We start from the raw sequence: 26,947 nt of genomic DNA, 5'->3' as shown, positions 1-26,947 counted from the left end.
TATGAATGCATCACCGCTTCGCGGTTTAGCTGTTTGGGAGACGGACGCATTATTTGTTCGTGGTTAGGCTGATTGGGACGCATTGTTAGTTCATTGTTAGGCTAATGGGGATGCGTCGTTAGTTCACGGTTTGGCTGTTTGGGAGACGGATGTGTCGTTGTTTTGCTGTTGGTGCTGTCGTTGGTTTGGGGTTTATCGGCTTTATATGATAAAATACGATAAAATGCGGGTGGATTTTTGGCGGAGTGGCGGTTTGTTTGTAAGTTTGCAAGGTGTTATCTGTCGAAATATTACACATACTATATCCTGCATAGAGGTTTAATTCATAGATATTTTTGAGATACTGATATATCAATGTTGTCAATACACCATCCAATGGTATAGAAAAGGTAGGAATATATTGGCCTTGACAATATACCTCATCAAAGCGGTATAGAAAAGGTAGGAATATATTGACCTTGACAATATACCACCTAAAGTGGTATAGAAAAAGTAGTGATATATAGACCTTGACAATATACCTTACCAAAGCGGTATAGAAAAGGTAGAGATATATCGACCCCGATGATATACCCTCAACATGCGGAATAAATAAAGTAGGACAACATAAACGCCGATAATACACCTCGCAAAGCATTATATAAAATTAAAAACCTTATATGATTATGAAATCAAGACTTTTCGCTCTACCCTTGCTGGCCATGATTCTTCTGGGAGCTATCGTGAGCTCATGCAGCAAGGATCATAAACTTCTTGACGTGATCCCGGCTTCTGTCGGACAGGCGGGTACGATCCGCGTAAAGCAATTCTTTGAAGAAGCAGGCTGCAAGTTTGACAACGGTAGCGTCACAGTCCCCGCGCAGCTTCAGGGGTCGGCGCGTTTTACCGGACTGGTGGATTTTGTCGCTGCTGTGGACGCATCGGGTTCGGCCGATCCCAATGCAGTGGCTTGGGCCGCTGACTCGCGCAGTAATCTCTACATGACCATGCTCGTCAATGACCGTGCCAAGTTCAAGGAGGCCTCCGCAGAGAAGATCGAGTGGGCCGACGAGACCGGCAGTTTCAGCTGCGGCAAGGTCGGCAACATGACCGTGCTGCTCGACGATGCGCGCGTATGGCTAACCGACCGCGAACCGGCTGACGCCGTGAAAGGTGTCGAGACCTTCGTCAAGGAAGCCAAGGACGGCTCTCTGGCCTCGATGACAGGACTCGAACAGGTGCTCTCTGCCGGCAATCTGGTCAATGCCGTAGTCCGTCAGGAGGGTGATGCCAAAGGCAAGAAGGGCGACAAGGGTGAGAATCCTCAGCTTGAAGCCACGTGGGCGACACTGACCCTGAATGTCAGTGACAACAAACTCGTCGGCAACAGCAGCGTGATCCGTGCCGACGGTACACCCGAACCCATCAAGGGGCTTAAAGCTGTCAATCCGGCCGTGCTTGCCTATGTGCCTGAGAATTTCAATTTCGCCCTCGGTATCGGCGTGACTCCTGAATTTGACTGGAGCGTGCTCACCGGTGCCATCTCCGCTGCAGGCGGATTTCAGGTCAATGCGATGCTTCAGACCGTGATCCCCTATCTCCAGTCAATCGACGGAACTATCTTCCTCGCTGCAGGTCCGGCAAACCAGAGTGCCTACGATGAACTTGACTTCGGCAACTGGCAGTTCATGGCTATGGTGCATCTGCCGCAGCAGAAGATCAACGACGTGATCGGCATGATCCGCAGTTCGCTGTTCATGGCCGGTGTCAGCCCGCGTCAGGGAGCGGACGGCATGATGATAGTCCCGCAGTATGGCATGGATCTCTACATAGGCAATGTCGATGGCTATCTCGCAGTCGGTAATATCCCCTTCGAACCTACACGCCAGAACTCACTCGCACCCGTTTTCGCAGGGAAGGATGGCGCGATGACCCTCAACATACCGTCGATGAAGGTGTTCGGAGGATCTATGCCTGATTTTGGCATGGATCTCCAGATCCGCATGTCGGCCGACAATACCACCGGAGAGGTGAGCCTCGTCGGCAGTGACACCCCCATCCTTCAGGCCATACTCTCAGGAATGATATGATCGAGGAGATAACCCTACAGCGTGCGCTCCCCCACGTGTTCAGGGGGAGCGAGCACGAATCACCGGTGAAGGACTCGGAGGTGTGGCTCATGCAGGAACTGACCTTCCGCCGCGGCCGATACTATCTGATAGAAGCCGAGAGCGGGACGGGAAAATCATCGCTGTGCGCGTTCATCTACGGATCGCGCCGTGACTATGACGGCTACATACTGATGGACGGCGATGATGTCCGTAATTTCAGTATAGGCCACTGGTGTGAGCTCCGGCGCAAGGCCATCGCCTATCTGCCGCAGGAGATGTGTCTCTTTCCCGAACTCACGGTGATGGAAAACATTCTTATAAAGAACCGCCTGACGGACTGCAAGAGCGGTGAGGAGATCCGCGCCATGCTCGAAAGGCTTGAGATAGCGCATAAGGCCGATGTCGCCGCAGGCCGGCTGTCGGTCGGACAGCAGCAGAGGGTGGCGATCATCCGTGCTCTCTGTCAGCCATTTGATTTCCTGCTGATCGATGAGCCTGTCAGCCATCTCGACAGCCGCAATAATGAGGCAGTTGCCGCGATGATCGATGAGGAGGCACGCGCCCGCGAGGTATCCGTCATCGCCACCTCCGTCGGCAACAAGATCATGCTCCCGGACTACGAGCTGCTGAGGCTATAAGAGAAAAGAAGCGGAGTGCCCGGAGAGCGTCTGTTGTTAAACAACCTCTTAATCTTCAAACTTACCTGTTGTGACAAAAAACAAGAATATAGTTTGGCGTCTGCTCAGACGCAATATCAGTGCCGGTCAGATAGCCGGCTATGCGATGGCGAACCTTGTCGGTCTTGCCATCGTGCTGACCGCGATCCAGTTTTACCGCGACATAAGCACCGTCTGGGATGATGAGGATTCGTTTTTCTCGGAAGACTATGTGGTGATCTCGAAAAAAGTCACGGGCCTGAGCCTCCTGCCTTTCGGAGAGAGCGAGCACCCGACGCGCTTCAGCAAGGAAGAGATCGCGGACATAGAGGCCCGTCCGTGGTCAGGTAAGGTGGGCGAATTCAACTCGGCCGCTTTCAATGTCTATGCCAAGGTTAGTTTCGGTGGCAGTTCGATGGGGTCAGACCTGTTTTTGGAGTCGATTCCGGACGACTTTTTCGACGTGTCGCCCGACGGCTGGGGCTACGAGCCGGGCCGCTCCGAATATGTCCCCCTAATAATCTCCAAGGACTATCTTTCGCTCTACAACTTCGGGTTCGCCACATCGCGCGGAATGCCTCAGGTGTCCGAGGAGGTGATAAGTATGGTGCCCCTGCAGCTATCGCTGAGCGGAAACGGACGCCAGCAGTGGGTCAACGCCCGCATAGTCGGCTTCTCATCGCGTCTCAACACCATAGCCGTGCCGGAGGATTTCATGCGCTGGGCCAACAGTGAGTTCTCGGACACTCCTGCTGAAGCCCCGTCACGCCTGATAGTGAAACTCGACCATCCCGGCGATCCGGAAGCGGAGAGCTATCTGGAGGAGCATGGCTACGAGACAGCCGGCGACCGTGCGGCAAACGGCAAGGCCGCCTATTTTCTCTCGCTCGTCACCTCGGTGGTGATCGCTGTGGGACTTGTCATCAGTCTGCTTGCCTTCTTCATCCTCCTTCTCAGCATCTATCTGCTCATGCAGAAGAACCGAGAGAAGATCCACGAGCTGATGCAGCTTGGCTACACGCCCTCGCAGGTGGCCCGCTATTATCACCTGATCATATCGTGTGTCAACGTCGCTGTACTGGGCGCCGCTCTTGCGGTAATGCTCACCGGCGCGCATTACTGGCGCGAACCTCTCTCCACACTCGGCGTCGAGCCTGTCAGTCCGTGGATGACCGTCGCCGTGGGAGTAGGGCTGATACTGCTCATCACTTCCGGCAATCTCGCCGTGGTCAGCCGTGCTGTCAGGAAGCAGTTCTATTCATAGAAGCCGGTTAAAAGAAGTTAAGCGGCAGGCGTAAGTTGGTGTGGAAAAGCCAAATTTTAAAATTCTGCTTTGATAAGTGGAAAACTTTGGTTAATTTTGCAAATTAAGAAGCACGTTAAACCGACCAGCTGTCATGGAGACTGTCCCTGACAGAGAATCCATGACCGGACCTCCGGACACAGTACGAGAATCGAAATGAAAGTCAAGATCCACCGCGAAGGTACGAACATACTGATAGTAGTCATGCTGATAATGATTGTGATCAATCTGTCGGCATGGATGTTTATACGTCCCGCTGTCATCCCCATCGTCTTCTCGTCGATTTCGGTAATCCTCTATCTGTTTATCGTCAACTTCTTCCGTTCGCCGCGCCGTCTGTTCAAGGGCGATAGGCAGAACGTAGTCGTCAGCTCTGTGGATGGCACGGTGGTCGCTCTTGAGGAAGTGTTCGAGCCCGAAGTGCTCCGCCGCAAGGTTAGGATGCTTTCGGTGTTCATGACCGTCGTTAACGTTCATGCCAACTGGTTTCCGATCGACGGCGAGGTGCTGATGGTGCGTCACCACCGCGGACGTTTCCTTAGCGCGTATCTCCCCAAAGCAAGCATAGAGAACGAACGTTCGACCATACTTATCCGCGCCACCAACGGACAGGAGATAGTGGTGCGCCAGATTGCAGGAGCAGTGGCGCGCCGCATAGTCACCTACGCCGAGCCGGGCGATCATGCCAATATCGAGGATCATCTCGGATTCATCAAATTCGGCTCACGTGTGGATATATATCTTCCGCTCGATGCCGAGATCTACGTGAAGATCGGTGACAAGACCACCGGCGGCGTGACAGAAGTGGCCCGTCTCCGCGAGAATCCCGACGAATGACGGACAGCCACACGACAACAGATACTCTCTCACTCTCTGCAGAATTTAAAATAAGACAGAATCATCAATTGAAATCTTTTAAGACATACATCCCGAATACGATCACCTGCCTTAACCTCATATCGGGGTGTACGGCGGTGTTTTTCGCTTTTAACCTCGGACTCGACACCGGATCGATCTCACCTATGGCTTGGGCCTTCATCTTCATTGGTGCGGCTTCGGTGTTTGACTTCTGCGACGGCCTCTCGGCCCGTATGCTCCACGCCTATTCTCCGATGGGCAAGGAACTCGATTCGCTGAGTGACCTCGTGAGCTTCGGCCTCGCACCCGCATTCCTCGTCATGAACGTCATGCGCGAATACGGTGCACCTATGTGGGTTGCGGCATTCGCCATATTCATAGCCGTGATGGGTGCGTTGCGTCTGGCCAAGTTCAATGTCGATACACGTCAGACCACTTCGTTCGTCGGACTTCCCATCCCTGCCAATGCTATCTTCTGGATCGGCACTCTTGCATGGATAGAATCGCATACCTATCCGGGCGACGCCGTGATGATAGGTCTGATCTTAGTCATCTCACTGCTGATGGTGAGCGAACTGAAGATGTTCTCATTGAAATTTGCCAACCTTGCGTGGCGTGACAACGTCCGCCGCTACGTGGTGCTTGCCGCCGCTGTCCTTTTCGTCGTGACGGAAGGAGTCTCAGGTTTCGCATGGACCATCATCCTCTACATCCTCATCTCCCTTTTCGGAAAGAAAACCACCGTTGAGAATTGAATCGAGGGAGCTGAGAGAGCCGGACGGCTCAAAAACACTCCTAATATTTTATTTGTTAAGAAGACATGCTGACAATTCTCGCCACCATATTTATTGTTTATCTCCTCTGGCTTCTGGTGAAGCCTCTGCTACTGGCCTACGCCCGGCGCAAATATCAGGAGAAAGTCAACGACATGTTCAATCAGGCTTTCGGCGGCACGCCGTTCGGAGGTCAGGCTTATAACCGCGCTGCAAACGCGGCCGGACAGTCGCGTGGCCGCTCATCAGCTCCGCGCAGGCCGGGATCAAGAAAAAAAATATTCTCCCGTGAAGAGGGAGAATATATAGAGTTCGAAGAAATAGAAGTCACGACTGACTACAGATCGGCTTCTGCTTCGGATCAGTCATATACGCCGCGTGAACCTCAGGTCAGCGATGCTGACTGGGAAGAAATCAGATAGGCGATCTCATCCACAATCATTTTTACTTGCTCCGGTGTCACCCACGGCCCGGAGGGCAGGCAGAGTCCGCGGCCGAAGAGGTGTTCGCTGACTCCGTTGACGTATGCCGGCGCGTCGGCATAGACCGGCTGCAGATGCATAGGTTTCCACAGCAGTCGGGTCTCGATATTCAGTTTATTGAGGTGCTGACTGACCATGTCGGGTGTGCAGCCTGTGATTTCAGGATCGATCTCCACGGTTGAGAGCCAGTAATTGCTGTCGGCATCCGGCCAAGGATTGGCATGATACTTCACTCCGGCCATGCCGGCGAAAAGCTCCTGATAGATCCCTGCCAGATGGCGGTGGTGGTCGAGATATTTCTCAAGGACCGTCATCTGACCGCGTCCGATACCCGCGCTGATGTTGCTGAGACGGTAGTTGAAGCCGATGTGCTCATGTTGGTAGTAAGAATATGCCTCACGCGCCTGAGTAGCGTAGAACACAGCGCGTTTTTTGCTCTCGGCGTCGGGGCAGATGAGTGCGCCGCCTCCGGAGGTGGTAATCATCTTGTTGCCGTTGAAACTCAGGATGCCGAAGCGGCCGAAAGTGCCACATTTGCGTCCTTTGTAGGACGATCCGAGAGCTTCAGCTGCATCCTCTACCACAGGGATTCCCCACTTTTCGCCGACGGCGCAGATCTCGTCGATCCGTGCCGGCATACCGTAGAGATGCACAGCGATTATGGCTTTCGGCTTGCGTCCGGTGACGGCCACACGGTCGGCTATGGCCTTGTCGAGCAGCACGGGATCCATGTTCCAGCTCTCCGGCTCGCTATCGACGAAAACCGGACGGCCTCCCTGATAGACCACGGGATTGGCCGACGCTGCAAACGTGAAGCTCTGACATATCACCTCGTCATCCCTACCGACACCGAGCAGCACGAGCGCGAGATGTATGGCCGCAGTTCCGGATGAAAGTGCGGCTATCTCCTTGCCCTGACAAGCCGGGTCACCGTCGAGGAGGAAATGCTTCAGATCCTCCTCGAATCCATCGACATTAGGACCGAGGGGAACGACCCACTCTTCGGCGAAAGCTTCGTCGATAAATTTCTGTTCGGCACCGCTCATGCGGCACATACATAGATGTATCCTGTTCATAAACTTACTTAGTGGTGGGTTGAGAAGATGATGGTTAAGAGGACTTGTGAGGTGGTCATGGCCGGAAAGGCCGGATTCACCTTGGAATCATGTCTCCTGTGAGCGGGCAAACTCCTCGGCTGCCTCGCGGAGCAGGGCGATCTTGGTCCACTGGGTCTCGTAGTTGAGGCCCTGACGTTCGCGGTTGCGCACCTTAAAGCCACAGGTCGGGCTGATTGAAAGCTTGCTTACGGGCACATAGCGTGTAGCAACGCGGATTGCCTCAAGGATGCTTTCCTTGCTTTCGAGATTGGGGAGCGATCCATCGACGATACCGATGATGGCGCGTTTGCCTTCGGGTAACCAGCGCAGTGCGGCGATCTCTTCGGGCGATGATATTGCGAAGGGGAGCAGGAACGCATCGGCTTTGAGCTGCTCAAGCATGAGATGCAGACGGTTTAGATCCTTTTCATCAAACCATCGGGGGATACGGGTCTCGTCGGCTGCGATACTGAAAGTGATTTCGAGATCTTCGGGGTGATTTTCGATAGATCGGTTGATGAGGTCGAGCAGAGTCTCGGTCAGCTTATCGGAATCCACTCCACCGAGGAGCAGCTGACGGTCGAAATCGGGATCGCTCAGACGTCCCCAGATACCGGTGTCGAGCTGTATATGACGGCAACCGAGGCGATAAAATTCCGCTATGGTCTTGCGGTAGGCTTCCACGATGTCATCAATGAGAGTTTCAGGTGACTCATAGAACTTTGATATGTCACCGTTTGATGCGAGAAGGATACGCAGATAAAGCTCGCCGGGCGAAGGGATGGTCTGACGGACTTCGGCACGTCCGGCTGTCAGTTCCTGCATGTGGCTATATTTCTTGAAGAAGGGATGTTCAGGGTTGAACTCAATGCATCCGTTGAAACGCAGCAGGTCATGGCGGAGCACTTCGTCCTGATATATATGACCCGTGTCGATGCGTTCGCGGCTCATACCGTTGAAACCTTCCCAGAAATCACGGTCCCAGCTTTTGCGGCGCATCTCGCCGTCGGTGACAATCTGCAGGCCGGCTTCGATCTCGCGGTTGATCAGATTGTCGATCACGCGGTCCTCTTCGGCATGATATGCTTCCTCCGACATATTGCCACGGATTTTCTCACTGAGAGCATTCTCAAGTTCCTCAGGCGGGAGGAAACTACCCACGATCTCTACGCGGGGCATAGAAGCATTTGTATTGATCATAATGAATTGGTTCAGACAGTTAGACAGATGATTATTGCTTCCAGTTGGAAAAGTGGTGCAAAAGTAGATATATATTGTAGGATTAACGTTAAGACTACCGTTAAAAAAGCTTAACCATGCTGGCATCCGCAACTGCCTACAGGGTTGACAGCAAAGGTGTTGAACTGCATCGTGACGGCGTCAAACGTGAGGATGCGGTTGATGAGTGAGTCGCCGGTCCCGATGAGAAGTTTCACCGCTTCCGTGGCTTGCAGACTGCCGATGACACCTACCACCGTGTTCATAATCCCGTTGATCGCACAGGGGAGATCTCCGTCCGGATCGGTGTTTCCCGGATCAAAGATACAGCGGTAACATGCACTGCCGGGAATGTGGCTGAACACCTGACCGGAGAAGCGCGAGACAGCACCGAATACCATTTTCTTGCCCAAAGCAACACAACTGTCGTTGATGAGCAGACGGGTGGGCAGATTGTCGGTGCAGTCCATCACGAGGTCATAATCGTTCATTATCGAGGCTGCATTTTCCGGAGTCAGAGCCTCGGTCATGGGGATTACGTTTACCTCAGGGTTAATTGCACGCATCTTTTCGGCTGCTGATTCTGCCTTGGGGCGTCCGATGTCAGGAGTGGAGTGTATGATCTGACGCTGAAGGTTGCTAAGGCTCACAGTGTCAGGATCAAGAATGCCGATTGTCCCGACGCCTGCGGCGGCGAGGTAGAGGGCCACGGGACTTCCGAGTCCGCCAGCACCTACGATGAGTACGCGACTCTCAGTCAGACGGCTTTGCCCTGCGAGATCCACTTCGCAGAGCGACAGGTGGCCGCGATAACGCGTCAGCTGCTCTTTTGTATATTCTATTTTCATTATTTATCTCCTGAGGGTTGCTGTCCGAAATTATATCCGCATTCCCTGATCATGTCGATGTCCTCGTCGATCTGCGCTCCGATTGTGGTGAGAAGGTCGCCCATTATACTGCCGTTTATACCTATGCGCAGAGCCTTTCTCTGGGTTTCGGTACTCAGCAGTCCGCGTCCTCCGGCAAAGCGGAGCACAGCACGGGGGTGGATCAAGCGGAATAGAGCCACTGTCTGGAGCACTTCGCGCTCGGTGAGGGGGGCAGCGTTCTCAAGCGGAGTTCCGGGAATAGGGCAGAGGACGTTGATGGGGATCGAGACGGGGGAGATGCGTCTGAGTGTCAACGCAAATTCCACACGCTGCGCCATGCTTTCACCCATGCCGATGATGCCTCCGCTGCAGACCTCCATGCCTGCCTCGCGGGCGGCCTCGATGGTCCTGATCTTATCCTCGATGGTGTGGGTCGAGCATAGGGTAGGGAAGTAGGAGGGTGCGCTTTCAAGATTGCAGTGATAGCGTTTCACACCGGCTTCGCGGAGACGGCGGAGTGCTTCAGCATCGAGAAGTCCCATTGACGCGCAGAGCCCCATCCCCTCGCGTGATGAAAGCTCACGATAGTAATCGCAGATGGTGTCGAGAGCCTTTCCGCTGACCGTGCGCCCGCTTGTGACGAGCGAGAAACGACCTATGCCTTTCCTGTGATTATAGTCCGCGAGATTCATGCATGTCTCGCGGTCAACGAGCGGATAGACGCTTATATCGGTAGTGTGATGGGCGGATTGCGCGCACCACTTGCAGTCCTCCGGACAGCGGCCAGAACGTGCGTTGATGATGGAGCAGGAATCGAAATCCTTGCTTCCGAAGCGGGCAGTGATTTCTGTGGCGGCTTCAAGAAGCTCGTCATACTCCTGATCTGTGAGATCGACGAGGCTCATGGCCTCATCTTCGGTAATCGATGCTCCTTCAAGCACTTTATTCTTTAAACGGGTGATAGATTTCATATTGATGTGCAATGGTTGGGATTCGCGTATTTCCATCCGACAGGACTCGCTTCCTGACCGAGGAACGACGGATAATGGCTGCAAAAATAGTAAAAAAAGCCTACCTCCTATCCATTATCGCACCTTTTTGTGGTATCTGCGGATGTAACTTTGTGGCATATTTGAAATATCCATACTCCATACTTTAACCTTTATACTAAATTATAAACAACCCATGCATCTCAATCTCTCTCCCTCCCAAATGCTTGATATCTGGCGACTTCACACCGGTTATAAACCCTCTTTGGCCGAATCCGTATTCCTGCGCAACGATGCTATTGACACCACTGCCATTCACCGTTCCGAAATGCACCGCTGGTATCGCCGTCTGCTTATGGAAGCTCCTGCGGAACAGCTTGTTGCCGAGGATCTTTCGGGGATAGCCACTCTTTCGGCTGATCCTGACGGCCACACTCTTGTCGGTCTGCCTCCGGAGGTGGTGAGGATTCTCAAGGTCCGCCTTGCCTCATGGCGACGTCATGCACGGATAGTCACCAGCCCCACCCATATCCTCGCGCTCCGGCAGAATCATCCCTATACACGTGCCACAACGTCGCATCCGGTTGCCGTGTTTCATGACGGTGAACTCCGTCTTTATCCCGCCGCCACGCCTGACGATACGCTCCTGTCACTCTGCGGAGTGAGTTACTCGGAAGATGAATATCGTTTCGACGACTCCGCTCTTGCATCTATTCATCCTGTATAGACCTATCTGTCCTATATTTGAAAGACACACCATACTGAACACCAACCCACATCAATCATGTTTCCTTCAAACTCGTTTCTCCTTCAGGCGGCCCGCGACGCATGGAAAACTCATGCCGCCCTGCGGGCCAATCGCCGACGGCTCATGCACCACACCTACGGCGATCAATGGGGTGACCTCACTCTGACCCCCGACGGGCGCACCGTCACCGAATACGAGCAGGCCATGACCTCAGGTATGAGGCCGCTCACCAACAATCTTCTCCGTTCGCTCGTCAAAAGCATAGTCGGCCGTTTCCGCTACAATGTCTCGCAGGCTGAAGCCTCATTGTCCGACGACGGTCTTTCACGTATCTACGATGCCAATCTGATGACCGAGCTTGACAGTCGCGCACTTGAGGAATTCCTAATTTCAGGCACTGTCATTCAACGTGTCGTTTATGAAAACCGTCCTCCCGCCGGATCGGGGGTATGGATAGACAATGTGAGTTTCGATTCCTTCTTCTGCACGCCCTTCCGTGATCCGCGTGCAACGGATATGCGGCTGATAGGAATGCTCCATGACATGACTCTCGATGAACTCAAACTCCGTTTCGGACATGATTCAAAGCGTCGCCACCGCCATCTCGAAAAACTTTACCGCAACTTGGCGGCGCAAGGCCCGTTTGTCTCCATAACTGATGTCGGCCGGGAGGAGTCAATGACGGATTTCTTCACTCCACCGGCCGGCGGTTTCTGCAGGGTCATAGAGGTCTGGACCTACGACATAGATCCCCATCATCCGTCGCGTGATCCGCATTGGCATTGCCGTTTCCTTGCGCCTGACGGGAGCGTCATCGACCATACCCGTACTCCCCTCCGATCAGGCGGTCATCCGTTCATCCTTAAATTTTATCCACTGACCGATGGTGAGGTTCATCCCTTCATCGAGGATCTGGTAGGACAGCAGAAGCACATCAATACCCTCATCACCACCATCGACCATATTCTCGCCAACAGTGCCAAAGGTGTCCTGCTTATGCCTACGGATGCCATTCCTGCCGGACTCGACATGGAGATGGTGGCCGATATATGGAGTCGGCCCGGAGGTGTCATCCCGATTAATCCTACGGCACGTGAGCGTCCGGTCGAGATCACAGCTTCGGGGCGCAGCGAGGGGGCGGCAAAACTACTCGAAATCGAAATGCAGCTCTTTCAGCAGATTTCGGGCGTGACATCCGCGCTTCAGGGACAAGCCCCCGCCTCAAATGTCTCCGCCTCCCTCTATGAGAGTCAGGTCTATAACTCTGCGATAGCTTTGCTGGATCTCTACGAGAGTTTCAATTCTTTCCGTACGATGCGCGATCGAGTGGCACTTGCCGCCCTGCCGGATTCATAGAATTTATCCTGTGGTTAACATTATTTCACATCGGTGTGCGTGGTTTTTACACAATATGTATGGTAAATTTGCCAACGAAAACCAACATAATGCCATGATTTGACATCTTCTCACGACATTAAATTCAGACAGCTTATCAAAAACTCATTTAAACAAATCACCTCTCCAATGTTATCCCTCGTCACACTCCGCAACCGTCATTTCCTCAACTCAGTACGCTCGATTCTTCTCTCTCTTCCCGCCGGAGTGCAACCCGACATCGAGGCTGTAGCGGCCAAAGCCGCTATGTCGGGAGCACCGGCCTATTACTGTACATACGATTATGCGCTCCGTATGCTGCGTGTCCTGCGTCACGGAAGGCTGAAGCTCCGACGCGACCGCCGTCTTGAACTCTGGTCTGAGCTCAACGTCCGTGTCAGTCGCCTGATGGAGTCACGCGGGATGAGCCTGCCCACGGCTCTTGCCAATGTCCTTGCTTCCGGTGGTGCATCACAGTTCTTCATCTCTCCGGTGACCGCAGCCAATCTTGCCCGGCGTTACTATGACGCTTCCACCCGCACAATCCTCGTTCCGGCGTGATTATTAACCATTATCTACCTCTGTCTCACCCTCATATCATTAATAGAAATGCTCTTCGCCCTATCCTCTGATACGATAATAGATCTGATACATGCTCACGCGGCTCTCGAATTACTCTCAGTCAGTCCCGACAGTGAGATCCGCACACTCCTGACTCCGATCCTTGACCGTGAGCATCCGGAACCACTGGAGCTGATGGTGAAAAGCTCCTTTGCCCAAGCCGCCCTCCGTCTCATGCCCTGCGTCAGTGACGGCTGTCTTTCTGATCCCTCCATGCTCCGGCTCGATCTTAATCTCCCCCGCTCATTCCCCTCCTCCCTCGTCACCGCACTGCGCCGTCAGCTGGAACTTGCAGTAGCCATGGACGTACTTGATGCCGTCGTCACAGTGTCGCTTCTCCCGAATCTTACCGTATCCGCCACTCTTGCAGTGGAGATGGCCGGACGCTTCCGCGAGAGGCGCGATGAAGCCATGAGCTCGATCCTTTCCTCGCTCCGTACTCCTTGCAGGCCATTCGTCCGCCACAGAGGCTACTGAGAGGACGTTCCATGCCAACCTTTAAGGCCGGAAGCCATTGCCATGAGTCGGATTCTGTCATGGAAAGAGATGCAGTGACGTTACGAACCACCCTCTAAAACGTTGTCAGGATGCCTGATTAATACCGAATAAAAAAATTATGCATGAACATTTTGGCGATAAAAATGGTCTATCTTATGCATATTTCGTAATTTTGCGGTCATGAATCAGAACTTCTCACTTCCGTCGGGCGTAGCCGTTTATTGCGCCTCTTCATCCGATATCGATACCCGTTATCTCGACGTGGCGCGCCGGATGGGTGTCCTTCTTGCCGAATCCGGTCTTTCACTCGTGTGTGGAGGAGGTGCCGGAGGCATGATGGCAGCCGCTATCGAAGGTGCTGTGGATGCCGGAGGTGAGGTCATCGGCGTGCTTCCTCACTTCATGATGGAAAAGAAGTGGAATCATCCGCGCCTCACGCGCTGCATCGACACCGAATCGATGCATCACCGCAAGATGACCATGGCTTCGATGGCTCGCGCCGCTGTCGCCCTCCCCGGCGGTATAGGCACTCTGGATGAGCTGGCCGAGATGATGACGTGGAATCAGCTCGGTCTCTTCAATGGGCCGGTCATCATAGTGAATACTGATGGTTACTATGATCTGCTCGTAAGCCTTTTCGAGTCCATGCAGTCCAAGGGGTTCATGCGCGGCGGAAACATCCCCGCCACGGTTGTCGCCTCGCCTGAGGAAGCCATGGAAATTATCAACTCCGTTCACTGAGCAGATCCGTGATGCAGAATGACTCCATAGTCAATCCATTTGCCGGAAGGCCATGCCGCGAACAGGATGCTCCTGTTTCCGCGTCTGAAAAGCTCGTCATGACTGTAGGCAAACTTCCCTATACCTCCGGAATGATACCCGCCGAGCGCAAGCAATTGCCGGGTTATGATTCCGGAGTTCTGTGCATGATTATATGCCTGTTCATCTTTCTGGCCTATAATTCACGCCACTATTCCACTTACTTTAAGAATTTCACTACTGATCTCTTTACCGTGCGCAGGACCGACAGTTCGTCGGCCGTCCGGACATTCAGCGAGACGGGGATGCAGATGTCCATAGTGCTCCTTGCCTGTGCTTGTGAGGGCATCATCATCAATGCCGGTATGCTTGCGGAGGGCTGTTCAACGGCCTTATCAATGTTTCAGGAGATAGTGGCTCTGACCATACTGGCCGTGTTCTATTATGTCTGGCAACTTCTGATTTTCAGATTGGTCGGCTACGTGTTCACGGATCGTTTCTCGGCTTGGCAGTGGATCAAGGGCTTCAGTGCCTCCCAGTCGCTTCTCGGACTCACTTTAGTGCTTCCGGCACTTGTGGTGCTCTTTAATCCTGAGCAGGCGGGGACAGTCGTGCTGATCGCCGTCGTGTGCTATTTATTGACACGTTTGATATTTATTTTCAAGGGCTTTAGGCTTTTTTACGACAATTTTGGCTCGTTGCTTTATTTTATTTTGTATCTTTGCACTCTCGAAATTGTACCCCCCGTCATCATCTACAGATGCATCGGATTTTTAAGTCAATTACAACCCTAAGCACTACTGACAGTGAAAGTTAAAAAAGTATTAGTTTCCCAGCCGAAACCTACGTCCGACAAGTCTCCGTATTATGATATTGCCGAGAAATATGGAGTGGAAATCGAGTTTCGGCCCTTTATTAAGGTAGAAGGGCTTACCGCTAAAGAATTTCGTCAGTCAAAAATCTCTATCTCTGACTTTACGGCAATTATCTTCACCGCCCGCACTGCAATTGATCATTTCTTCAGGCTTTGTGAGGAGATGCGAATCTCTATCCCTGACACAATGAAGTATTTCTGTACCACTGAATCCATCGCGCTTTATCTTCAGAAATACATCGTCTATCGCAAACGTAAGATTTTCCATGGCGAGACCGGCAAACTCGACAGCCTTCTTCCGTTCCTTGTAAAGCATAAGAAAGAACGTTTCCTCTACATCGTCTCTGACGTGCATAAGGAGGATACCAGCATCCTTGATAAGAACGGCATCAACTACACTAAGGCCGTCATGTATCGCACTGTTTCCAATGATTTCGGTCCTGATGAGAAGTTTGACTATGACATGCTTCTTTTCTTCAGCCCCTCCGGAATTGACTCACTACTGAAGAATTTCCCCGGTTTCGAGCAGAAGGATATCCGTATCGGTTGTTTCGGAGCCACTACCGCACAGGCTGTCCGCAACGCAGGTCTGCGTCTCGACCTTGAGGCTCCTTCAGTGAAAGCTCCTTCCATGACTGCAGCCCTTGAAAACTTCCTGAAGGAAGAGATAGGCGAGAAGTCGGAAGATTGACACGTTTCCATAGATCTTTAGTCTCTGAAATGACCGGACAAAGGTTATATAAAATAGAAAAACTACGCAGCGAGATTGCCATCGGCCAATTGTTTGACCGCAGCAATCCCGCTGCGAAGTCTGTTATGGCCTATCCTCTCCGTGCGGTATGGACGGTCAATCCCTCGCGCTGTGCGGCTCTCCCGCCGGAGGATTATGAAATTATCGCCTCCTCGTCATTCATGAATCTTGCGCCGGATGAGGTGACGGCCCCGAAGAATCTGCAGCGTAAAGTTGCAACCTGTCCGCAGTTCCTTATAGCAGTTCCCAAGAAAAAATTGCGTCATGCCGTTGACCGTGTGCAGATGCGCCGGCGCATACGCGAGGCATATCGTCTCAACCGCCATCTCATACCATCGGATCTTCCGTTGGACATAGCTTTCATCTATGTGGCGTCAGAAGTGCTTCCGTACTCCGAAGTTCTTAAAGGAGTGACCCGCATTCTCACCCGCATATCCCGCACGCTCTTTAAGGACGCGGAGAGTGCTGTATGTCAGCCCGTGGCTGAACTTCCCGCCGAGTAATCGGGTGGGATATACTGTCCTGACGCGTTATCTGATTTCCCCGTTCAGCTTCCTTTCCCCAACCGGCTTCCAAACGCCTTATTTCCCAAACTTTGAAAATCTGTGCGACGCCTCTTTATCCTCCCTATCCGTTTTTATCAGCTCTGCATATCGCCGATGTTCCCTCCGGCATGTCGTTTCATACCCACCTGTAGCCAATATGCGGTGGAAGCAATCATGCGTCATGGCATAATCCGGGGAACATGGTTGGCCATACGACGCATCTGCCGCTGTCATCCTTGGGGCGGATCAGGCTACGACCCCGTTCCCTGATCTCCTTTCCGTACCGCAACTCCCACAAGCATCATCTCCTCTATACTCTCCCCTCTATACTCTATACTTTCCCCTCTATACTATATATACCAAAAGTGTTCGACTCCCATACCCACATATTAAAGCATAATGCAGTGGTCAACCTTGATCCGGTTGATCTTCGTGGAGGAGTCAGACTCCGCAAGGGTTATAGTTACTCCGTCGGCATCCACCCGTGGAATGTATTTGCAACTCGCCCGACAGACCTGCTGTTGCTGCGTGCCCTTGCAATCGAACCGGCTGTTTTGGCCATAGGGGAGTGTGGGCTTGACGCAAAACTGACTGAAGCGGAAGGCCGTTCCCGTGAGGGAATTCTATCCGCACAGACACAGCTTCTCCATTTTCATTTTCGATTGAGCGAACAGCTCGCCAAACCTCTCATTCTCCACATAGTCAAAGCCTTTCCGGAAATAATAAACTTGAAAAGACAATGGCGACCCTCGCAGCCGTGGATAATACACGGTTTCCGTGGCAAACCGCAGCTTGCGCGTGAGCTTCTCGACCACGGGTTCTATCTTTCTTTCGGGGAGAAGTACAATCCGGCATCCTTCGATCTCACGCCTGCTTCGCGTCGTCTGCGGGAGACGGATGCTTTATGATATACTCCGCATTGCGTTGCAGTCCGCTGATTTTTGTGCGTTTGATGGCCGATCGGCGGAAGATCGTTGAAAAATCTTCCTGTTTCATATCTATTATCGCTTCCGCATCGAGGCTGACGACGGTCTGTCGCGGACGGAATTCCTCGATTTCCGAAATAGGTGCACAGGCATTATGAGGACATACCTCCTGACATACGTCACAACCATAGACGTGCTTTCCGCAATGAGTTCCTTCGGGGAGTTGCCCCCGGTGTTCGATGGTCAGATATGACAGACAGCGGCGTGCGTCGAGTCCCGATGAATCAAGTGCGCCACCCGGACAGGCACGCAGACATTTACCACAGCTTCCGCAGTCGCTCTCAAGAGGTTGGTCTGTGTCAAGTTCGAGGGTGGTTATGATCTCTCCGAGGAAAAAGTGTGTCCCCGCACCCGGAATGATCAGTTGACGGTTAAGCCCGATGAAGCCTATGCCTGATTTCACGGCCCAGTAGCGTTCGGGCAGGGGAGCTGTATCCACGCAGACACGGCATTCAGCACCTGTGGCCAGCGCGATCTTTTCCGCTGCACTTTGCAGCCTGCGTCTCACGATGTCGTGGTAGTCATCCCCCAGAGCGTATGATGCCCATTGGAGCGGACCTTCGCATTTACCCCACCAGTAATTAAAAGCAGACGAAATCACGCTCTTAGCTCCGGGAAGGAGCAAAGCGGGATTCCGTCTGATGTCTGTGTAGTTTTCAAGATAGCCCATTCCGGCGTTGCGGCCTTCGGACAGCCAGCGGTCATAGCAGGCGGTCACTTCAGGATCGACCTCTGTCGCGCGGGCTATGCCTGACCGGTAAGCTCCGGCCTCTTGAAGCAGTATTTTTATATCGGTAGCATTCATAGGTGTAAGTGACCTACATCCCCAGCACACGAAATTCGTAGCCCTGTTCTTTCAGCCATTCAATGGCACGGGGTAGGGCATAGCGCATTCTCTCGTGAGCCTTGAGTGAGTCGTGAAACACTATGATTGATCCGTTGCGGACATAGCGTTTCACGTTGTTCAGTACTTGCTCCTTGCTGACGCGCTTCGAGTAGTCGCGCGTAACCACGTCATACATTATGATGTTGTAGTGACGTTTGATCAGCTTCGTCTGCCACGGGGATATGATGCCGTGAGGCGGACGGAAGAGTGTAGAACCGATCAGCCGGTCGGCCTCGGTTATATCGCGGAAAAATGTCGTCGCGCTTACTTTCAGACCCTGCAGGTGGTGCATGGTGTGGTTGCCGTAAGAGTGGCCGCGGCGTTTCACTTCCTCGAACACCTCCGGATACTTCCTCACATTGTCACCGACCATGAAGAATGTGGCTTTTATGCCGTAACGGTCGAGGGTGTCGAGCACCCACGGCGTCTCCTCAGGAATCGGGCCGTCATCAAAAGTCAGATAGACGACCTTCTTCCCTCTATGGAGTATTCGCCAGATGGCTTCCGTGAAGAGCAGACGGTAGAAAAACGGTGGCTGTTCAATCCACATGATTCCTACTGCTGGAGAATGGAGACGATGCGGTCAAAGTTGACGCCCATGTCGGTGAGTTCGTCAACCATCTTTTCGGCATCGCCACCCGCGTCGCTGAGATCCTGAAGCAGATAGACCATATAGTAGGTCTCGATGAAGCGGTCAGTCTTGGGCAGGGTTGCGTACTGCCAAGGATTGAGGCTCTGGTAATACTTCACGTTCTGCGCGTAGCGGCGGATTTCATTTTCAAGGAGTTCGAGAGCGTGGGCCGATGCTTCCTTATTGCTGGTAGCCATTCCGATGCGGGCATAAATCTGCGCCATCTTCTGGGGGATCTGTACGGCGTAGGGCGAGGCTGCTTCGGGGAGTTTCTCCTCCATGAGGTTGAGAAGTTCGAGTGCCTTGGCGTAGCGGTCGGCCTTGTATGCCGCGAGTTCCTGTTTGGCTTCGGGGTCGGCGGTGATCGTGTCGGCACGCTCTGCCAGAGCTGCCTCATTGATGAAGGCGGTTGCAGTGGCGATGATGTAGGAGCGGGTGGTTGTCACCATTCGGCGTATGGTCTCGTCGAGATATATGTCGTCAGGTGAAGTGACATTTTCAAGACCGCCCCAGCGGAACTTCTCGGTTATGTTGCGGTAAGCCTTGTCGGTATTGACGGCGTTGATGTCATATTCGCCGTTCTCCTCGTTGCGGACGGGGGTTACTTCGTAGGCCATACCTGTCGAGCGCATGTAGGGCTGGAGGGCGACATAGTAGTCGGATGGCACTGTCGATGCGAAGTAGATGGGATTTTTCCATCCGTTCTTGACTGAAGTGGCAAGCATGTCGAGCGAGAGGATCTGGCTGAGTGTCATGCCGCCGTGACCTGACGATTCGCGGTCATCGGCCATGTTGGCGCGGATTGCTGTGTCTGCGGCCTCTGCCTCATGTTCGGTGATGCGTCCGGCCTTGACAGCTGCAGGAATATCCACGGGGATGACGAAGTTGTTGTACTTCATCATCGGAGCGTTCCACGTATTCTTGCTTGAGTTCTGATCATAGACTTGACGGAGGGCGGTGAAGATGTTGACAGGTGTGGTGTCGCAATCGGCTGCGAAGTAGCTGAAATTCATGCGCTCGTAACCGTAATCCTCCGGTTTGGCGAGTGTTTCGATTCCTTCGGCCTGATATGAGGGATGTTTCACCTGATTTGCATACCAGTCGGTGGTGAGATACGAGAGGTTGACCACTTTCACGTCGGTGCGGTGACCCTCGACCTCCTGTGCATACCAGAGGGGGAAGGTGTCGTTGTCGCCGTTGGTGAAGATGATGCCGTTCTCATCGACTGAATCGAGGTAGTTCATACCGAAGTCGCGGGTGGTGTAGCGGCCGGAACGGTCATGGTCGTCCCATGTCTGCGACACCATCTGGAGCGGGACAAACAGACCTACGAGGCATGCGAATATCGCTCCTGCGAGGCTGATTTTCTTCTCGCGGGCCTCGGCGGCTTCAGTTGAGAGAGCTGCTTTGCCCTTGTCCTTTCCGTTTTTACGGAAGAGCTCACACACGAGTGCCCAGAGTCCTGCGACGCCCATACCGAGCCATATAGCGAAAGCGTAGAACGAGCCTGCGAAGGCATAGTCACGCTCACGGGGCTGCGAGGGAGTCTGGTTGAGATAGAGCACGATGGCGATACCTGTCATGAAGAAGAGGAAGAAGATGACCCAGAACTGCTCGATACCACGTTTGGAGGTGAATGCCTGCCATCCGAGTCCGATTATGCCCATGATGAGCGGGAGCATGTAGAACACGTTGTGACCCTTATTGCCCTTGCCGTCGGAGTAGGGGAGGAGGCTCTGGTCGCCGAGACGGGGATTGTCGATGAAAGGTATGCCGGAGATCCAGTTGCCGTGGTTGACTTCGCCGTTGCCCTGAATGTCGTTCTGACGGCCTGCGAAGTTCCACATGAAGTATCGCCAGTACATGTGGTTGAGCTGATAGACGAGGAAGAAACGCAGACTCTCGCCCATGGTCGGCTTGATGGCATCGACTGTCTGGAGTGTCTCGCCGTCATGGACATAGCGCGTCGCGCTGACGGGCTTGCCTTTCAGGCCACCGATCCAGTCGGAGTAAGCTGCGGTGTGTGCGCCGCTGTAGATTCGGGGGAAGAGCATGTTGAGCTCAGGAGCCATGACATAGTTCTTCTTATAGCCGGTGATCTCATAGCGGTCAGGCTGGTCGGGAGATGTCTTTACGACTTTGGCGTAGAGCGGACGACCCTCGTCATACATCGGTGAGGCTTGTCCCTGACCGTCGATCTCATAAACCACGCTTGACTGGTGGGTCTGACCGTAGAACAGGGGGCGTTCGCCGTACTGCTCGCGGTTGAGATAGGAGGCGAGGGCGAAAACGTTGTCAGGCGCGTTCTGATTCATCGGGGGATTCGCGCTTGCACGGATCAGAAGGAGTGCGTAGGACGAGTAGCCGATGAAGATCACGAAGATGCTCATGACTACGAGGTTGAGAATACGCACGGGGAGCTTCTTGGCCATGAAGAGCCACGCGATAAGGCCGATCATTATGATGACCGGAATCCACATGCTCTCGCCGATGAAGGGGATGCCTGAGAAGAAGATGCTGAGCAGGACACTGATGCGTATCTTGCCTACGCTGTTCTGCTTGTAAAGCTCGCTGATGGCCCAGATGAAGCAGGCAACGGCAAGGATGGCATAGATGAGCACACCCATGTTGTAGCTGCATCCGAGGGTGTTGACGAAGAATAACTCGAAGTACTGCGACACCTCGATAAAGCCAGGGACGAGACCGTAGAGGATCAGGCCGACCACCACTGCCGAGAGGGCGAGGGTGACGAGTGAGCCTTTGGCCGTGGTGTCCTTCCAGAGCTTATAGTAGATCACGAGGGCTATGGCAGGGATACAGAGGAGGTTGAGCAGGTGGACAGCGATGGAGATACCGATGATATATGCTATGAATATCAGGTATTTGTCGCTGTGAGGACGTTCGGCACGGTTTTCCCATTTGAGGATGAGCCAGAACACGAGTGCCGTGCAGAATGAGGAGAAGGCATAGACCTCACCTTCGACCGCCGAGAACCAGAACGTGTCGCTCCACGTGTAGGCAAGTGCTCCGCAGATACCTGATCCGAAGATCACCAGCATCTGTGTGAGGCTTATCTCCGAGGCATCATCCTTGACAATGAGTTTCCTGACAAGGTGGGTGATGGTCCAGAAGAGGAGCAGGATGGTGCCGGCCGAGAGAAGGGCCGACATTGAGTTGACCATAAGGGCTACCTTGCTGACATCGCCGAACGCGAAGTTGACAAAGAAGCGAGCGGCAAGCATGAAGATAGGGTTGCCCGGCGGGTGACCGACTTCAAGCTTGTAGCCTTGCGAGATAAATTCCGGGCAGTCCCAGAAGCTGGCTGTCGGCTCAAGAGTGAGCAGGTAGGTTACTGCCGCGATGACGAAGCAGAGCCAGCCGAGAGAGTTGTTGATGAGGTTATATTTTTTCATTTTTTTTCAGAATTTACGGATACCCATGATTTCGCGGACTTCAGCGAGGGTCTTGGCCGCACGTTCGCGGGCACGCTCGGCTCCCTGACGGACCACACGCGAGATGTAGGCGTCGTCGTTGCGGATGTCGTGGTAGCGTTCGCGGATAGGGGTGGTGATCTTCAGGATATCCTCGGCAAGCTGTTTCTTCATGTCGCCGTAGCGGATCGAACAGTCGGCGTAGGCGTCGCGGTAGCTCTGGACGATTTCGGGCGTGGAAGTAAGCTCCATGAGGGTGAGGAGGTTCTGGACCGGTTCGGAGATGAGCTGGTTGGGTTCTTTGGGACCTTCGTCGGTCACGGCGCGCATCACTTTCTTGCGGAGCACCTTCTCCTCGTCGATGAGGTAGATGCAGTTGCCCTCGCTCTTGCCCATCTTGCCTGATCCGTCGAGACCGGGGACTTTGACGGCGTGGTCGCCGAAGTTGAAGTTCTGCGGTTCGGGGAAGAGATCGACACCATAGAACGAGTTGAAACGACGTGCGAAACGGCGTGTGAGTTCGAGGTGCTGTTCCTGATCCTTGCCGACGGGCACTTTGTGGGCTTTCTGAATGAGGATATCGACAGCCATGAGGGTGGGATAGGTGAGGAGGCCGGCGTTGACGCGCTTGTTGGAGTCAGTGCCGATGATCTGCTTCTCGATGTCCTCGTCATCCTTGTCGGTCTTGATGCCGAGCTGTTTGCGGGCCTTGTCCTTGAATGAGGCGGTGCGCATGAGTTCGCCGATACCGACGTGCATGTTGAGGAGGAGATACATTTCGGATATTTCGGGGACGTCGCTTTGCACGAAGATGGTTGCCTTCTCAGGGTCGATACCTGCTGCAAGATATTCGGCGAGAATATTTTTCACGTTCTCGTGGAGCGCGTTGGGTTCAGGATTGGTGGTGAGGGCATGGAGGTCGGCGATGAAAAAGAGACAGTCATAATCGTTCTGCATTTTCACGAATTTGCTCAAAGCTCCGTAGTAATTGCCAAGGTGTAGGTTTCCGGTGGCACGGATTCCGGAGAGAACCACTTCTTTATCGTTCATAATATGGTGATTATTAGAAAGTTACTGATTGGTTAAGGCGTAACACGCCAATTTAGACCACAAAAGTACAAAAAATTTCGTTAAGGGTTAGTAAAATAGTATGAGTTCGATAAGAATAATTAGAAGAATGCCAGTCTTTTATCAAAAATCTTCTAAAGACTGATAAGTGGTTTCTAAAGATAATACAATAATACAGCTATTTTCCATATTTGATTTTGTAATTTGGGAATAATCTGAATTGTGAATGTTAAATTGAAAAATAGTATTCATCTCGTTGTTGATTGTTCAAATCGCCACACATTTTCGCGGCAATCTCTATTGTGGTGATACTTAAACTTCTTTTCACATTATTCTTGAACTTAATATTGGTCTGATGATATAGGGAAATAGCTCACATTGAACCTATATATTTAGTTTTATATTGACTGTTTTCTATTATTCATATGTAAATCTTTATATTGAACTTACGGTCTAGGCCTTCTTTTATTTGATCGATGATAAGGTTGATTCTTCCGTTCAGTAGCTATGCCACCCCGTAACCCCAAATAATACTTATAAAGGTGTGCAAATTTATAAAAATCGCCCTTGCTATTAGAACTTTTGGAGACAATACCATTGGTTATCATTAAGTCTATTAATGATTTAATGTCTTGTCCATCAAGGATTTCTATATTCGAAGGATCGGTAAGAATCTTAGTGAGTGCTTCTTCAAACTTAATCCTTGATAGTTTTATATATTTGAACGATATATTATTTTTGAAAAAATCAAAAATTACTCTAATCGGATAGTTACCGATTTCCTTCACAAGATCATCTATATGTCGATTTACAGAGTCGCTCCTAACACTCTTATTTGTATAGTACTCAGGTGGTAAAATCGCATTACTTGACTTGATTACACGGTCACGATTCGAATCCTCTTCCCACTTTTTTAGGGAGGCCTTTATAAAATCAATGAAAGGTCTCAAACTTATAGTATCATCAGCGTTCTTGAGATTATCATATAACCAGTAGTAGCTTTCACCAAGGTTACGAATATCTTTAGTTTTAACGGTCATGCCGAAAAAAGCATTAACTAATGGTTGCAGATAATAATTATCTAGTTTAAATCGGTTCTCCTCGGATATATAATGACGCTTGAGCTTACTAATACGTGTTTGTTCTTGTGGATTCATGATATAGCATACACCCCAAAAACGATTAATAACTTCGTTATTAAGTATGGTTTTGAAAAAAAATGAATATACTTCTTCTCGTTTCCATTCTATATCAATTGCTTGATTTTCAATATCTTTAACATTAGTCAACCCTCTCATTTTTCTGAAAAGATCCCTTCTCAGAAAAAGTTTTCCAAATATACGATTAAAGCGTTTAAAACGCCATAACTCCATTAAGGATGGAATCCATTCTGTCCACTTTTCAGGTTTGACGATCTCATCAAGCTGATCATAGAGGACTGTGAGGATTTTCTTTCTTTTGGGCGATTCGTTATCTAGTAGATATTTATCAAGCCTACGGTATTCTTCTTCAACACAAATAATAGCATTATTGTCATTAATTGTTTTTTCAAAATACCGTAGAGCCTTATTTTCATCTTTGAGATCTGTCAGTTTCAAATCTAAATTTGGTTTGAAATCAGGAGCAAAAGAATGAAGAGCCCTCGCAATTATGTGCCATGTATACAATAGCCAAAAATTATGTTTGAAAAGGTCATTTTTGTATCCAAAATGTTCAACATGAAAAATGTGACTCTCACGCTTGATTGCATCTAAGAAAATATATTCGTCTTGTTTGAGTGCGTATTCCTCGATTATACTTACCAATCGGTTGCTTTGGAGTGCTCTATAAAGATACGACTTCCCTGTCCCTTTGCTTCCTAGAATTAAGTATTTGTCCAAATTGAACAGATCTCTCATACATTCCCGCAAGAAAAATTGTCCGCGATCGTAATTATCTTCTATGTCAGTATCATCAGCATAAAGATTTATTCTCCGTAAGGTCTCATTTGCACTTCTTAAAATATCGCTTTTCCATTGAATTAGTGAAATATTTTTCTCTTGCTCAGAAGCATTATTGATATCGGAAAACAGCGTTTTTGCATCTGAGAGCTGGATAGGCACAGATTGTTTTACTTCAGAGCCTCCTAATCCATTTACCCCATAGTTCATACATGCTTTAAAGGGGTATGATGTATTATTATCAACTGTGATGTTCTCAATAGCTCCTAAAATAGCTGAGAACAAACGATTGTAATCTGGAAATTCACCAGCAGCTAAATCAATGAAATCCTGAGAATCCTCTTCTGACGATCCTACAAGTTCAAGTTCATCACGGCGTGAGAGTGGGAAAGGTGTTATTCGGTCAAATAGATCCGAAATATCATCCGATTCAATATCGTGGTTGTTCAAACGTGATATTTCATTATCCTTAATGTCTTCAAGGAGTTCCTTAAACGATTTGAAGAGCGTTTTATTCAATTTTCCAGGTGATGGTAGAATGGAATTAACCACAAAGGTCTCAATATCTGCACGACAACCAACAGATGAAATAAAATGGTACAGACCAGGGACAGATTGCGCATCGCCCCTGAAAAAACCAACTATTATATGAGAGAGATAGTTGGTAAATAACCCCATTATATCATTAAATCCCGTTCTTGAATCAATTAAAATAACATCTGGAGCATACTGATTTTCTATATCGGAAACAAGGCCGTTTATTAGGTCAATAGCATATTCATTGTTGTTTACATCTAGTCTTGCAAGCCCTTCGATATAATGATGTAAATGGGTTTCAAACCGAGAACCTATCACTTCTGAGCAATCCAAATTACCAGCAGACATTACATGTATCATGCCATTACCGCAGTATAAGGTATCAGCCTGTCTAACATATCGCTCTAATTCTTTATCAGTTACCATCCCCGTAGTCTTATCCATTAGATATTCGATAAGTCCATTTTGGCAACTACCACAATTCCCAAAGAAATTATTGAACCCTGGTGCTTCAATATCAAAATCAATTATAAAAACCTTCTTCCTATGCTCATGAGCAAGATATGTTGCAAAAGCAGCCAAAGTAGTCGAACGTCCTTGGCCTCCCTTAAAACTATAAAAAGTCACAATAGGCGTATGACTTTGGCGCGAAACTCCATGTGCAAATGAGGTTAATCTACGCCGACCATGATTAAATACAATTTCGCCCGTTAAAGTTTTTTGGAAAATATCTGGTATCGAATACTCATCCTGTGGATCAATGATTTCAATATCAACGTCACTATAGATTCCCTTTAATTTGGCTACGGTTCCATCTATATCCTTTGTATAATCTCCAATTATAAATATTTGTACATATTCGTTATAATTGATAAGAATTCTAAAATTCTGTATTTTTGCTAAACGCATAGCCTCATCTAGGCATGCTTTTAGAGCTTCACATTTTTTTAATAATTGTATCAT

At 50.9% G+C, this 26,947-nt stretch carries 25 protein-coding genes; 16 read left to right on the top strand and 9 right to left on the bottom strand.

The window, feature by feature from the left end; genetic code table 11:
* Positions 1-665: 665 nt before the first annotated feature.
* The 6 genes from K2G41_RS10440 to K2G41_RS10415 all read left to right on the top strand — a co-directional run bounded on the left by K2G41_RS10440 (position 666) and on the right by K2G41_RS10415 (position 6,102).
* On the top strand, positions 666-2,069 hold the full coding sequence (locus K2G41_RS10440; RefSeq protein ID WP_300117936.1) for a hypothetical protein: 1,404 nt from the start codon (positions 666-668) through the stop codon (positions 2,067-2,069).
* Complete coding sequence (locus K2G41_RS10435; RefSeq protein ID WP_300117937.1) at positions 2,069-2,728, top strand: ATP-binding cassette domain-containing protein; 660 nt, start codon at positions 2,069-2,071, stop codon at positions 2,726-2,728. The genes K2G41_RS10440 and K2G41_RS10435 overlap by 1 nt, the downstream gene beginning before the upstream one ends.
* 70 nt (positions 2,729-2,798) lie before the next feature.
* Positions 2,799-4,010 (top strand): ABC transporter permease, encoded by a 1,212-nt coding sequence (locus tag K2G41_RS10430; protein ID WP_300117935.1) that lies wholly within the window; start codon positions 2,799-2,801, stop codon positions 4,008-4,010.
* Positions 4,011-4,205: 195 nt separating this feature from the next.
* Positions 4,206-4,886, top strand: coding sequence for a phosphatidylserine decarboxylase family protein (locus K2G41_RS10425; protein WP_300117934.1), 681 nt, complete (start codon positions 4,206-4,208; stop codon positions 4,884-4,886).
* Positions 4,887-4,954: 68 nt separating this feature from the next.
* A complete protein-coding gene (gene pssA, locus K2G41_RS10420; RefSeq protein ID WP_300117933.1) occupies positions 4,955-5,662 on the top strand; it encodes a CDP-diacylglycerol--serine O-phosphatidyltransferase in 708 nt (235 codons plus the stop codon).
* A 65-nt stretch (positions 5,663-5,727) separates the two neighbouring features.
* Positions 5,728-6,102, top strand: a complete 375-nt coding sequence (locus K2G41_RS10415) for a DUF4834 family protein (protein WP_300117932.1) — start codon at positions 5,728-5,730, stop codon at positions 6,100-6,102.
* On the opposite strand, the gene K2G41_RS10410 is transcribed toward K2G41_RS10415, so the two are convergent.
* The 4 genes from K2G41_RS10410 to bioB all read right to left on the bottom strand — a co-directional run bounded on the left by K2G41_RS10410 (position 6,066) and on the right by bioB (position 10,317).
* Positions 6,066-7,238: a DegT/DnrJ/EryC1/StrS family aminotransferase gene (locus K2G41_RS10410; RefSeq protein WP_300117931.1), complete on the bottom strand. Its 1,173-nt coding sequence runs from the start codon at positions 7,236-7,238 to the stop codon at positions 6,066-6,068. The genes K2G41_RS10415 and K2G41_RS10410 overlap by 37 nt on opposite strands.
* Before the next feature lie 87 nt (positions 7,239-7,325).
* Positions 7,326-8,459 carry a hypothetical protein gene (locus K2G41_RS10405; RefSeq protein WP_300117930.1) on the bottom strand — a complete coding sequence of 378 codons (1,134 nt, stop codon included), beginning with the start codon at positions 8,457-8,459 and terminating at the stop codon, positions 7,326-7,328.
* 110 nt (positions 8,460-8,569) lie between these two features.
* Positions 8,570-9,325 carry a HesA/MoeB/ThiF family protein gene (locus tag K2G41_RS10400; protein WP_300117929.1) on the bottom strand — a complete coding sequence of 252 codons (756 nt, stop codon included), beginning with the start codon at positions 9,323-9,325 and terminating at the stop codon, positions 8,570-8,572.
* Positions 9,325-10,317: a biotin synthase BioB gene (bioB, locus tag K2G41_RS10395; RefSeq protein ID WP_300117928.1), complete on the bottom strand. Its 993-nt coding sequence runs from the start codon at positions 10,315-10,317 to the stop codon at positions 9,325-9,327. Before bioB ends, K2G41_RS10400 begins: the two co-directional genes overlap by 1 nt.
* 214 nt (positions 10,318-10,531) lie before the next feature.
* Between bioB and K2G41_RS10390 the strand changes: the two genes are divergently transcribed.
* The 10 genes from K2G41_RS10390 (at position 10,532) to K2G41_RS10345 (ending at position 17,413) form a co-directional block, all read left to right on the top strand.
* A complete protein-coding gene (locus tag K2G41_RS10390) occupies positions 10,532-11,062 on the top strand; it encodes a hypothetical protein (RefSeq protein ID WP_300117927.1) in 531 nt (176 codons plus the stop codon).
* A gap of 57 nt (positions 11,063-11,119) precedes the next feature.
* Positions 11,120-12,439 carry a hypothetical protein gene (locus tag K2G41_RS10385; RefSeq protein ID WP_300117926.1) on the top strand — a complete coding sequence of 440 codons (1,320 nt, stop codon included), beginning with the start codon at positions 11,120-11,122 and terminating at the stop codon, positions 12,437-12,439.
* A 168-nt stretch (positions 12,440-12,607) separates the two neighbouring features.
* The gene (locus K2G41_RS10380) at positions 12,608-13,018 is read left to right on the top strand and encodes a hypothetical protein (protein WP_300117925.1); all 411 of its coding nucleotides are present in this window, start codon (positions 12,608-12,610) and stop codon (positions 13,016-13,018) included.
* Between the two features lie 48 nt (positions 13,019-13,066).
* Positions 13,067-13,555, top strand: a complete 489-nt coding sequence (locus K2G41_RS10375) for a hypothetical protein (protein WP_300117919.1) — start codon at positions 13,067-13,069, stop codon at positions 13,553-13,555.
* Between the two features lie 201 nt (positions 13,556-13,756).
* On the top strand, positions 13,757-14,317 hold the full coding sequence (locus K2G41_RS10370) for a TIGR00730 family Rossman fold protein (RefSeq protein ID WP_300117918.1): 561 nt from the start codon (positions 13,757-13,759) through the stop codon (positions 14,315-14,317).
* Positions 14,318-14,328: 11 nt separating this feature from the next.
* Entirely contained in the window at positions 14,329-15,129 is an 801-nt protein-coding gene (locus tag K2G41_RS10365; RefSeq protein ID WP_300117916.1) for a DUF4271 domain-containing protein, read from the top strand.
* Between the two features lie 12 nt (positions 15,130-15,141).
* Positions 15,142-15,900: a uroporphyrinogen-III synthase gene (locus K2G41_RS10360; protein ID WP_300117914.1), complete on the top strand. Its 759-nt coding sequence runs from the start codon at positions 15,142-15,144 to the stop codon at positions 15,898-15,900.
* A gap of 29 nt (positions 15,901-15,929) precedes the next feature.
* The gene (locus K2G41_RS10355; protein ID WP_300117912.1) at positions 15,930-16,463 is read left to right on the top strand and encodes a ribonuclease P protein component; all 534 of its coding nucleotides are present in this window, start codon (positions 15,930-15,932) and stop codon (positions 16,461-16,463) included.
* A 102-nt stretch (positions 16,464-16,565) separates the two neighbouring features.
* Positions 16,566-16,775: a membrane protein insertion efficiency factor YidD gene (yidD, locus tag K2G41_RS10350; RefSeq protein ID WP_300117910.1), complete on the top strand. Its 210-nt coding sequence runs from the start codon at positions 16,566-16,568 to the stop codon at positions 16,773-16,775.
* A 95-nt stretch (positions 16,776-16,870) separates the two neighbouring features.
* Positions 16,871-17,413, top strand: a complete 543-nt coding sequence (locus tag K2G41_RS10345; RefSeq protein ID WP_300117908.1) for a TatD family hydrolase — start codon at positions 16,871-16,873, stop codon at positions 17,411-17,413.
* Here the strand turns inward: K2G41_RS10345 and queG are convergent.
* The 5 genes from queG to K2G41_RS10320 form a co-directional block, all read right to left on the bottom strand.
* The gene (gene queG, locus K2G41_RS10340) at positions 17,370-18,296 is read right to left on the bottom strand and encodes a tRNA epoxyqueuosine(34) reductase QueG (protein WP_300117906.1); all 927 of its coding nucleotides are present in this window, start codon (positions 18,294-18,296) and stop codon (positions 17,370-17,372) included. The two genes, K2G41_RS10345 and queG, sit on opposite strands and share 44 nt — an antisense overlap.
* A 13-nt stretch (positions 18,297-18,309) precedes the next feature.
* Positions 18,310-18,927: a polysaccharide deacetylase family protein gene (locus tag K2G41_RS10335; protein WP_300117904.1), complete on the bottom strand. Its 618-nt coding sequence runs from the start codon at positions 18,925-18,927 to the stop codon at positions 18,310-18,312.
* Positions 18,928-18,932: 5 nt separating this feature from the next.
* On the bottom strand, positions 18,933-22,421 hold the full coding sequence (locus K2G41_RS10330) for a DUF2723 domain-containing protein (protein ID WP_300117902.1): 3,489 nt from the start codon (positions 22,419-22,421) through the stop codon (positions 18,933-18,935).
* A 6-nt stretch (positions 22,422-22,427) separates the two neighbouring features.
* On the bottom strand, positions 22,428-23,489 hold the full coding sequence (gene trpS, locus K2G41_RS10325; RefSeq protein WP_300117897.1) for a tryptophan--tRNA ligase: 1,062 nt from the start codon (positions 23,487-23,489) through the stop codon (positions 22,428-22,430).
* Positions 23,490-23,953: 464 nt separating this feature from the next.
* Positions 23,954-26,947 (bottom strand): hypothetical protein, encoded by a 2,994-nt coding sequence (locus tag K2G41_RS10320; protein ID WP_300117895.1) that lies wholly within the window; start codon positions 26,945-26,947, stop codon positions 23,954-23,956.

The sequence above is a fragment of the Duncaniella sp. genome (assembly GCF_029056165.1).
Taxonomy (GTDB): domain Bacteria; phylum Bacteroidota; class Bacteroidia; order Bacteroidales; family Muribaculaceae; genus Duncaniella.
Note: the sequence above shows the minus strand (reverse complement) of the source record. Positions and strands in the feature narration are given on the sequence as shown.

What these genes read in the sequence shown, in the direction of transcription:
- K2G41_RS10440 (WP_300117936.1), top strand. Translation starts at nt 666, where the DNA reads ATGAAATCAAGACTTTTCGCTCTACCCTTGCTGGCCATGATTCTTCTG.
- trpS (WP_300117897.1), bottom strand. Translation starts at nt 23,489, where the DNA reads ATGAACGATAAAGAAGTGGTTCTCTCCGGAATCCGTGCCACCGGAAAC.
- K2G41_RS10385 (WP_300117926.1), top strand. Translation starts at nt 11,120, where the DNA reads ATGTTTCCTTCAAACTCGTTTCTCCTTCAGGCGGCCCGCGACGCATGG.
- K2G41_RS10415 (WP_300117932.1), top strand. Translation starts at nt 5,728, where the DNA reads ATGCTGACAATTCTCGCCACCATATTTATTGTTTATCTCCTCTGGCTT.
- K2G41_RS10410 (WP_300117931.1), bottom strand. Translation starts at nt 7,238, where the DNA reads ATGAACAGGATACATCTATGTATGTGCCGCATGAGCGGTGCCGAACAG.
- queG (WP_300117906.1), bottom strand. Translation starts at nt 18,296, where the DNA reads ATGAATGCTACCGATATAAAAATACTGCTTCAAGAGGCCGGAGCTTAC.
- K2G41_RS10380 (WP_300117925.1), top strand. Translation starts at nt 12,608, where the DNA reads ATGTTATCCCTCGTCACACTCCGCAACCGTCATTTCCTCAACTCAGTA.
- K2G41_RS10320 (WP_300117895.1), bottom strand. Translation starts at nt 26,947, where the DNA reads ATGATACAATTATTAAAAAAATGTGAAGCTCTAAAAGCATGCCTAGAT.
- K2G41_RS10355 (WP_300117912.1), top strand. Translation starts at nt 15,930, where the DNA reads ATGACCGGACAAAGGTTATATAAAATAGAAAAACTACGCAGCGAGATT.
- K2G41_RS10335 (WP_300117904.1), bottom strand. Translation starts at nt 18,927, where the DNA reads ATGTGGATTGAACAGCCACCGTTTTTCTACCGTCTGCTCTTCACGGAA.
- K2G41_RS10405 (WP_300117930.1), bottom strand. Translation starts at nt 8,459, where the DNA reads ATGATCAATACAAATGCTTCTATGCCCCGCGTAGAGATCGTGGGTAGT.
- K2G41_RS10365 (WP_300117916.1), top strand. Translation starts at nt 14,329, where the DNA reads ATGCAGAATGACTCCATAGTCAATCCATTTGCCGGAAGGCCATGCCGC.
- K2G41_RS10375 (WP_300117919.1), top strand. Translation starts at nt 13,067, where the DNA reads ATGCTCTTCGCCCTATCCTCTGATACGATAATAGATCTGATACATGCT.
- K2G41_RS10390 (WP_300117927.1), top strand. Translation starts at nt 10,532, where the DNA reads ATGCATCTCAATCTCTCTCCCTCCCAAATGCTTGATATCTGGCGACTT.
- K2G41_RS10330 (WP_300117902.1), bottom strand. Translation starts at nt 22,421, where the DNA reads ATGAAAAAATATAACCTCATCAACAACTCTCTCGGCTGGCTCTGCTTC.
- K2G41_RS10370 (WP_300117918.1), top strand. Translation starts at nt 13,757, where the DNA reads ATGAATCAGAACTTCTCACTTCCGTCGGGCGTAGCCGTTTATTGCGCC.
- K2G41_RS10400 (WP_300117929.1), bottom strand. Translation starts at nt 9,325, where the DNA reads ATGAAAATAGAATATACAAAAGAGCAGCTGACGCGTTATCGCGGCCAC.
- K2G41_RS10425 (WP_300117934.1), top strand. Translation starts at nt 4,206, where the DNA reads ATGAAAGTCAAGATCCACCGCGAAGGTACGAACATACTGATAGTAGTC.
- bioB (WP_300117928.1), bottom strand. Translation starts at nt 10,317, where the DNA reads ATGAAATCTATCACCCGTTTAAAGAATAAAGTGCTTGAAGGAGCATCG.